This window comes from Paenibacillus sp. CCS19, assembly GCF_033239625.1.
GTDB lineage: Bacteria > Bacillota > Bacilli > Paenibacillales > Paenibacillaceae > Paenibacillus_T.
Map to the genome: position 1 here is coordinate 38391 of NZ_BTCK01000051.1, position 7318 is coordinate 45708.

The 7318-nt window shown below is 55.1% G+C and carries 4 protein-coding genes; all 4 read left to right on the forward strand.

What is annotated here, in order from left to right; translation table 11 throughout:
• Positions 1-105 precede the first annotated feature (105 nt).
• The 4 genes from SBI19_RS25150 (at position 106) to SBI19_RS25165 (ending at position 7044) form a co-directional block, all read left to right on the forward strand.
• Positions 106-2325, forward strand: a complete 2220-nt coding sequence (locus SBI19_RS25150) for a glycoside hydrolase family 52 protein (RefSeq protein WP_317972277.1) — start codon at positions 106-108, stop codon at positions 2323-2325.
• Between the two features lies 1 nt (position 2326).
• Positions 2327-4393, forward strand: coding sequence for an alpha-glucuronidase family glycosyl hydrolase (locus SBI19_RS25155; RefSeq protein WP_317972278.1), 2067 nt, complete (start codon positions 2327-2329; stop codon positions 4391-4393).
• Between the two features lie 363 nt (positions 4394-4756).
• A complete protein-coding gene (locus tag SBI19_RS25160) occupies positions 4757-5590 on the forward strand; it encodes a sugar phosphate isomerase/epimerase family protein (protein ID WP_317972279.1) in 834 nt (277 codons plus the stop codon).
• Between the two features lie 50 nt (positions 5591-5640).
• The gene (locus SBI19_RS25165; RefSeq protein WP_317972280.1) at positions 5641-7044 is read left to right on the forward strand and encodes an MFS transporter; all 1404 of its coding nucleotides are present in this window, start codon (positions 5641-5643) and stop codon (positions 7042-7044) included.
• Positions 7045-7318: the final 274 nt, after the last annotated feature.

Genomic DNA, 7318 nt, shown 5'->3' on the forward strand with positions numbered 1-7318 from the left:
ATTCAGCGCGATTTGGGTAAAAATCCGCCTGATTTGTCAATGTCCTTGATCAAGTATTGCATGCTAGTATGGGACAAATGACAGCGTTTGAAAGGGGATGCATCCATGTCAGCCAACCATACATTTTATAATGCACATCACGCTCCAATCGGGGCATTCGCAAGCTTCACGCTTGGATTCAAAGGGAAAAGCGGGGGCTTCGGCCTTGAACTGGGCAAGCCTGCTGATCAGAATATTTACATCGGGCTGCAGTCTCGCGACGGCAAACGATACGAGGCACTGCCTTTCTTCGAAGCCGTGGAAGATGCCAGCGCTCGATACGATGTGGAAAAGTTTGATGAAAAGGGTAAGGAGGAAGGCATCGAAGTCGCCGAAGGCGTCGTGATTCCACTGACGACCGTCTCTGCTCCACCCCGTTCGGTCATTGTGCCTTTCGAAGATAAAGCGATTACGCGTACGTTCACAGCAGGAACCGATACGTGGCAGGCTGGGGATCTGACGTTCCGCCTCTATTCGCCAGTCCGCTCTGTACCAGAGCCAGGCAAGTGCGACGATGCTGACTTGAAGGAAGCCATCGTACCGGCTGTATTCGCGGAACTGACGATCGATAATACGGCCGGTCAGCAAGAGCGCAGAGCGTTCTTCGGCTATGAAGGCAATGATCCGTACAGCTCGATGCGCATTATCGAAGGCGATTCGGCTAGCGGCCGCCTGCAAGGTGTCGGACAAGGTCGTCTGACGGCTATTGCATCGCGCGATGCTGACGTAACGCCAGCCCTTGGTTTCAAAATGGAAAGAATATTAGATGTTGAGCTTGCGCACAATTATTCGTTTGGCCTTGGTGGAACCGGCGCGCTGCTCATGCGCGTGCCTGCAGGCGAGAAGCGGACGTTCCAATTCGCACTTTGCTTCTATCGCGGCGGCATTGTGACTTCGGGTATCGATGCTTCTTATTACTATTCGAAGCTGTTCCGCAATATTGAATCGGTTGCAGCGTACGCGTTGGATCGCTTCGATGCGCTGACGACAGCTTGCACGGAAGTGGACGCGCGTCTTGCGCGTGCTTCGCAGCAATTGTCCAATGATCAGACGTTCATGTTGGCGCACGCCATTCACAGCTATTACGGCAGCACGCAGTTGCTGGATGCGGATGGAGATCCGATCTGGATCGTCAACGAAGGCGAATATCGGATGATGAACACGCTTGATCTGACGGCGGACCAGCTGTTCTTCGAGCTGATCCTGAACCCATGGACGGTGCGCAATGAGCTGGAGCTGTTCGTCAACCGATACAGCTATCACGATACGGCGCGGTTGCCGGGTGATGATACGGAATATCCAGGCGGCATCGCCTTCACGCATGATATCGGCGTTGCGAATGTGTTCTCTCGTCCGCATCATTCGGCGTATGAGCTGGCTGGCATCGATGACTGCTTCTCCTTTATGAGCCACGAAGAGCTGGTGAACTGGCTCTGCTGCGCGCTCGTCTACATCGAGCAGACGAGAGATGAGGCATTCACGACTGCGATGCTGCCAGTCATTCAGCAGTGCTTCGACAGCATGGTCAACCGCGACCACCCAGATGCTGAGAAGCGCAATGGCATGATGGGTCTGGACAGCTCGCGGACGCAGGGCGGCGCGGAAATTTCCACGTACGACAGCCTTGATGTATCGCTCGGCCAGTCGCGCAACAATATTTACTTGGCAGGCAAATGCTGGGCGGCTTATGTTGGGCTCGAGAAGTTGTTCCTTCGTCTTGGCAAGGATGCGCTTGCGGCAGCGGCGATCGCGCAAGCGGACAAGTGTGCGGCTTCGATTACAGCGGCGATGACGGAGGAAGGCTACATTCCGGCAGTCATCGGAGAGAATAACGATTCGCGCATCATTCCGGCGATCGAGGGGCTCGTGTTCCCTTATTTCTCGGGCTGCGCAGAAGCGCTTGAACCAAACGGCAGATTCGGGGCATATTTGAGCGCTCTGAAGCAGCATCTGGAGACGGTGCTCGTACCAGGCACTTGCTTGTTCGAGAACGGCGCTTGGAAGCTGTCATCCACTAGCAATAACTCATGGCTTAGCAAAATCTATCTGTCCCAGTTCATCGCCCGCGAAGTGCTGGGCATGTCATGGGACGAGAGCGGCAAGAAGGCAGATGCAGCGCATGTAGAATGGCTGCTTCATGAAGAGCTGTCGTACTGGGCATGGAGCGACCAGATTTTGTCCGGCCATATTATTGGCAGCAAATATTATCCTCGCGGCGTAACGGCGATATTGTGGCTGCTTGAGGGACAGGAGAACAGCAAACAACTGGTGAGAGGAGGCGCATAGGATGAGCGCAATCGGATATGAGGCATGGCTGCAATACCTGCCCCTTGCAGAGGAAAGACAACAAGCGCTTAGCCGCTGGTTCGGCTGTATTATCGCGACGGAGACGTCGGAAGTCATCGCGACTGCTGCAGCGGAGCTTGAACGCGGGCTTGGGCGGATGCTTGGCGTTACTCCGGCGTCGCGTTCCTCACGCGACAACGACAGCGGCCGCGGTTGTATCGCGATCGGCACGTTCAGCGGAAGCAATCCATCCGTTACGCGCGTATTCGGCGAGAGCAGCGCGCGCCTGGACACAGGTGCGGAAGGCTTCGCGATTCGGACAGACGAAGCAAGCGGCATTATCGCCATCGGCGCGGAACAGCCTGCAGGCGTGCTGTACGGAGTCTTTCATCTATTAAGACTCATTGCGATCGGCGCTTCGATCGGCGAGCTGAATGTGGTAGAACGTCCGGCGAATGCCATTCGGATGATGAATCAGTGGGACAATATTGACGGCAGCGTGGAGCGCGGGTATGCGGGACAGTCGATTTTCTACGAGAACAATGCAATCAAGTCTGATCTCAGCCGCGTAGAAGATTATGCACGGCTCCTTGCATCCACTGGCCTTAATGCAATCACAATAAACAACGTGAATGTGCATCGGCTGGAGACGCTGTTTATTACGGAGTCCTTCCTGCCGGACATCGCTCGAATCGCAGCGATCTTCCGTCGTTATGCGATCAAGCTCTTCCTCAGCGTAAACTTCGCTTCACCGATCGAGACAGGTGCGCTGACAACGGCTGACCCGCTGGACGCAGATGTGAAGGCATGGTGGAAAGCGAAAGCGAACGAGCTGTACCAAGCGATTCCTGACTTTGGCGGCTTCCTCGTCAAGGCGGATTCGGAGAACCGCCCCGGGCCGTTCACTTACGGACGCGATCATGCGGACGGCTCGAATATGTTGGCGGAGGCGCTGCTGCCGCACGGCGGACTCGTCATCTGGCGCTGCTTCGTTTACAACTGCAAGCAGGATTGGCGCGACCGGAAGACGGACCGCGCGCGGGCGGCGTACGATCATTTTAAGCCGCTGGACGGCCGGTTTATGGATAACGTTATTTTGCAAATCAAGAATGGTCCGATGGACTTCCAAGTTCGCGAGCCGGTATCGCCGCTGTTCGGCGCGCTTCCTGCAACCAACTGCATGATGGAGTTCCAGATTGCGCAGGAGTACACGGGGCAGGCCCGTCATCTCTGCTATCTAGTGCCGCAGTGGAAGGAAGTACTCGACTTCGATACGTATGCGAAGGGCGAAGGCTCTTATGTGAAGCATGTCGTGGACGGCTCGGTGTTCGGCTATAAACACAGCGGCTTCGCGGCTGTATCCAACATCGGCGATAATATGAATTGGACGGGCCACCCGCTGGCGCAGGCGAACCTGTACGGCTATGGCCGTCTGGCATGGAATCCGGCGCTGGAATCGGATGCGATCGCAGAAGAGTGGACGCGTCTGACGTTCGGCAACGATGAGCGTGTCGTTCGGACGGTCATCGGCATGCTGATGGACTCGTGGGGCATCTATGAATCGTATACGGCGCCGCTTGGCGTTGGCTGGATGGTGAGCCCGAATCATCATTACGGTCCTGATGTCGATGGGTATGAGTACTCGAAGTGGGGCACGTACCATTTCTCCGATTATAAAGGGATGGGCGTTGACCGCACGCTGGCGACAGGAACCGGCTACGCTGGGCAGTATCAAGAGCCGAATGCTTCGCTGTACGGCACGCTTGAGACATGTCCGGACGAGCTGCTATTGTTCTTCCATCACGTTCCTTACACGCATGTGCTGCACTCCGGCAAAACCGTCATTCAGCATATTTATGATACGCACTTCGAAGGTGTGGAGCGAGCGGATGGTTTGCTGCAGCGCTGGAACGAGCTGGAGGGGCAGGTTGCTGCCGAGACGTTCAAGCTGGCTGCGGATCGGTTCGCGGAGCAGGCGGAGCATGCCAGAGAATGGCGCGATCGGATCAATACTTATTATCTTCGCAAATCTGGCATCAACGATGCGTTGGGGCGGACGATTTATTAACTTCTACGCGCGGCCGCATGTCTAATGCAGGCCTCGGCAGAGGCTTTCTCATTATTCAGCGCCTTCGGCCATCTCTGGCCGGGGGCGCTGTCGTTTTACAATTGTTTAATATAAACGATGTGTAATGTATCGTTCTGCGCAACATATGGCAAAATCGCATAGTGTTTGCTTACAAATGTGCATAGCGCTGATCTTACATTTGGACTATGTTGATGTTATTGTACAGATAAGTGCATTTTGTTGAAAAAAAGTGATGGTTGAAGGTGCATCACGGCGATGTCCAAGCTTCATACCTATAAGTGCGAGTTCAAAAAGTGATCGAAAGCGGACTTTTTGAACAACATCTGCAAGGAGGAATCCCCTTTGAATCAAGACAAATTATCGCTTAGCAGCTGGAGTGTGCATCGATTGCTCGGATTGAGCCACTGGACGGTATGGGATGAGTCGGCTTCCCGACCTGCTACCCATGTAGAGGAGGGAGACGCGGCGATCGCGCTGCTGGATCTTCCACAAGCTGTTGCGGACAAGGGGTTCCGTTATTTGGAGCTATGCCATTTTCATTTGACTAACTTAGACGCGGCATATCTTGCGCAGTTGAGAGAGGCATTGCAAAACGCCGATGTAAAACTTCATACGCTGCTCATCGACTATGGTGATCTCTCTTCGCCGGATCCTGTAAGACGTTCGGCTGATGAACAATTCATCACCATGTGGATCGATATTGCGGAGAAGCTGGGCGCGGCGGCGGTTCGCGTTGTTGCTGGCGAGCAGCGGACCGGCGACGCAGCAGCGATTGCACGCAGTGCCGCTTCGCTGCAGCGGCTGCATCGTTACGGTACGGAGCGTGGCGTACAGGTCGTGACCGAAAATTTCCGTGAGCTGACGGCAACGTTGGCGAACTGGAAAGCGGTTATGGAAGCGGCGGGCGGTCGAATCCGCACGATCGTAGATTTTGGCAATATGTTGCCGGAGGAGAAGGAGGCAGCGATTGCTTACGGTGCGCAAGCTGCGCATTCGATTCATACGAAGCCTGTCTATCTGGCGGACGGATCGTTCGACGAGGAGGAGCTGCGCAGGAATGTGGCGATAGCTTCTGCGAACGGGAGCGATGCGCCGATTTCGGTTATTTTTGATCAGGATGGCGATGTGTGGGAAGGGATAACGCGGATTGCGGAAGTGATCGTCGATTCTCAATGATTTCCTGCTGTCGGAATAGCGAGCGCTTGTTACAATAGGGGAATCGCGCTTTGCGCTATGCTGTTACGACTACGATGAAATCTGGTGAATTTGTCATGCTCCGCATTCGAAAGCTGTTTCCTTCGTTCGATTTGTCCTCTCTGCGCAAGCTTCCGAGGGATGCTGTTTATTTCTTAGCTGCTAGTTTCGTCAATTCGGTCGGGATGGCGATCATGTGGCCGCTGACGACGTTCTATGTGCACAATGTGCTCGGACAGTCGTATGGTGACGCCGGCATGGTCGTTTTCTTTCAATCGCTGTTCAGCGTATTCGGCCAATTGACGGGCGGGCAGCTTTATTACCGTATCGGTCCGAAAAATATGATCGCCGGCTCCTTCGTACTCGCCGCGGTTCTGCTGCTGCTGATCGCCGCGACGGATAGCTGGCCGCTTTATATCGTGTGCCTCAGCCTGTTCGGATTCGCCAATGGCGTTGCCATGCCAGCGATGAATGCCTATGTCGGCTTCCGCTGGAAAGCGTACCGCCGCGAGCTGTACAACGTGATGTACGTGTGCAACAACTTCGGCGTATCGGTCGGCGCGGCCGTCGGCGGGCTCGTCGCTGCGGTGTCTTTCTCGCTCACGTATGCGATGACGGGCGGGACGATGCTGCTGTTTGCTGTTTTTCTGTTCGTGTTTATTCGAAGCGCGTCGGGGGATGGCGGTGGTGACGGGGATCATGCATCCGCTGCTGAAGATGGTGCGGCTGCTGTGGCACGAGGGATGAACAAGGCGGGCAAGCAGCAGGCTGAGGCTGGCATGAGAAGGACGGACGAAGAGGACAAGCCTTCGTACAATCGCAGAGAGCTGCTGCGGAACGTTAATTTGTATTTGTTTCTTTCGCTTGGCTCGATGTTCTACTGGATTACGTTCCAGCAGTGGTCGACGGGCGTCGCGCCGTACATGGAGGAGAACGGACTTGGCATGGATTTGTACAGCCTGCTCTGGACCGTGAATGGCATCGTCATTGTGCTCGGCCAGCCGATGACGAGCTGGATGAAGCGTACGTTTGCGAATACGATCGGCAAACAAATGCTGCTCAGCTCGCTGTTCACCTTGCTTGCGTGTTTGTTCATATTCGCATTCCATGCACACTATGTTTACTTGGTGATAGGGATGGTACTCGCCACATTCGGCGAAATGCTGCTGCTGCCCGCGATTCTAACTTATCTCTCAGAGCGGACTGGGGCAAATGCGCCATTCTACATGGGCATCAACGGCGGCCTGGCTAATGTGGGCCGGATGCTTGGTCCGCTCATGTTCGGCCACGCGTTCGACCTATGGGGCGTTAACGCGGTGTTCCTGCTCGGCACGATCAGCGCATTGATCGCGCTGCTGTTGTTCAACGTGCACCGCCACGTCAACCGCAAGCCGGAGCCCCGCAGTGAAGGAACGCTCCGACCCGCGGCGCAGTAGGGAGGTGCAACAAAGGAGGTGCATAGATGCGCCTCCTTTGTGCGTTGCGCGCGAGGTTGTGACGATGTGGTGCAGAAATGCACCATATGGAGCAATCGCGCGCCGCTGTTGAGCTAATAAGGTGCAGAAATGCACCATATGGAGCATCGCGCGCCGCAGGTGGGCCAATAAGGTGCAGAAATGCACCATATGGAGCATCGCGCGCCGCAGGTTGGATCCCTGTCAAGAAAGTAGACACAAATTTAGCTGACCTGTAGTTGCTCGTAGTATCTCT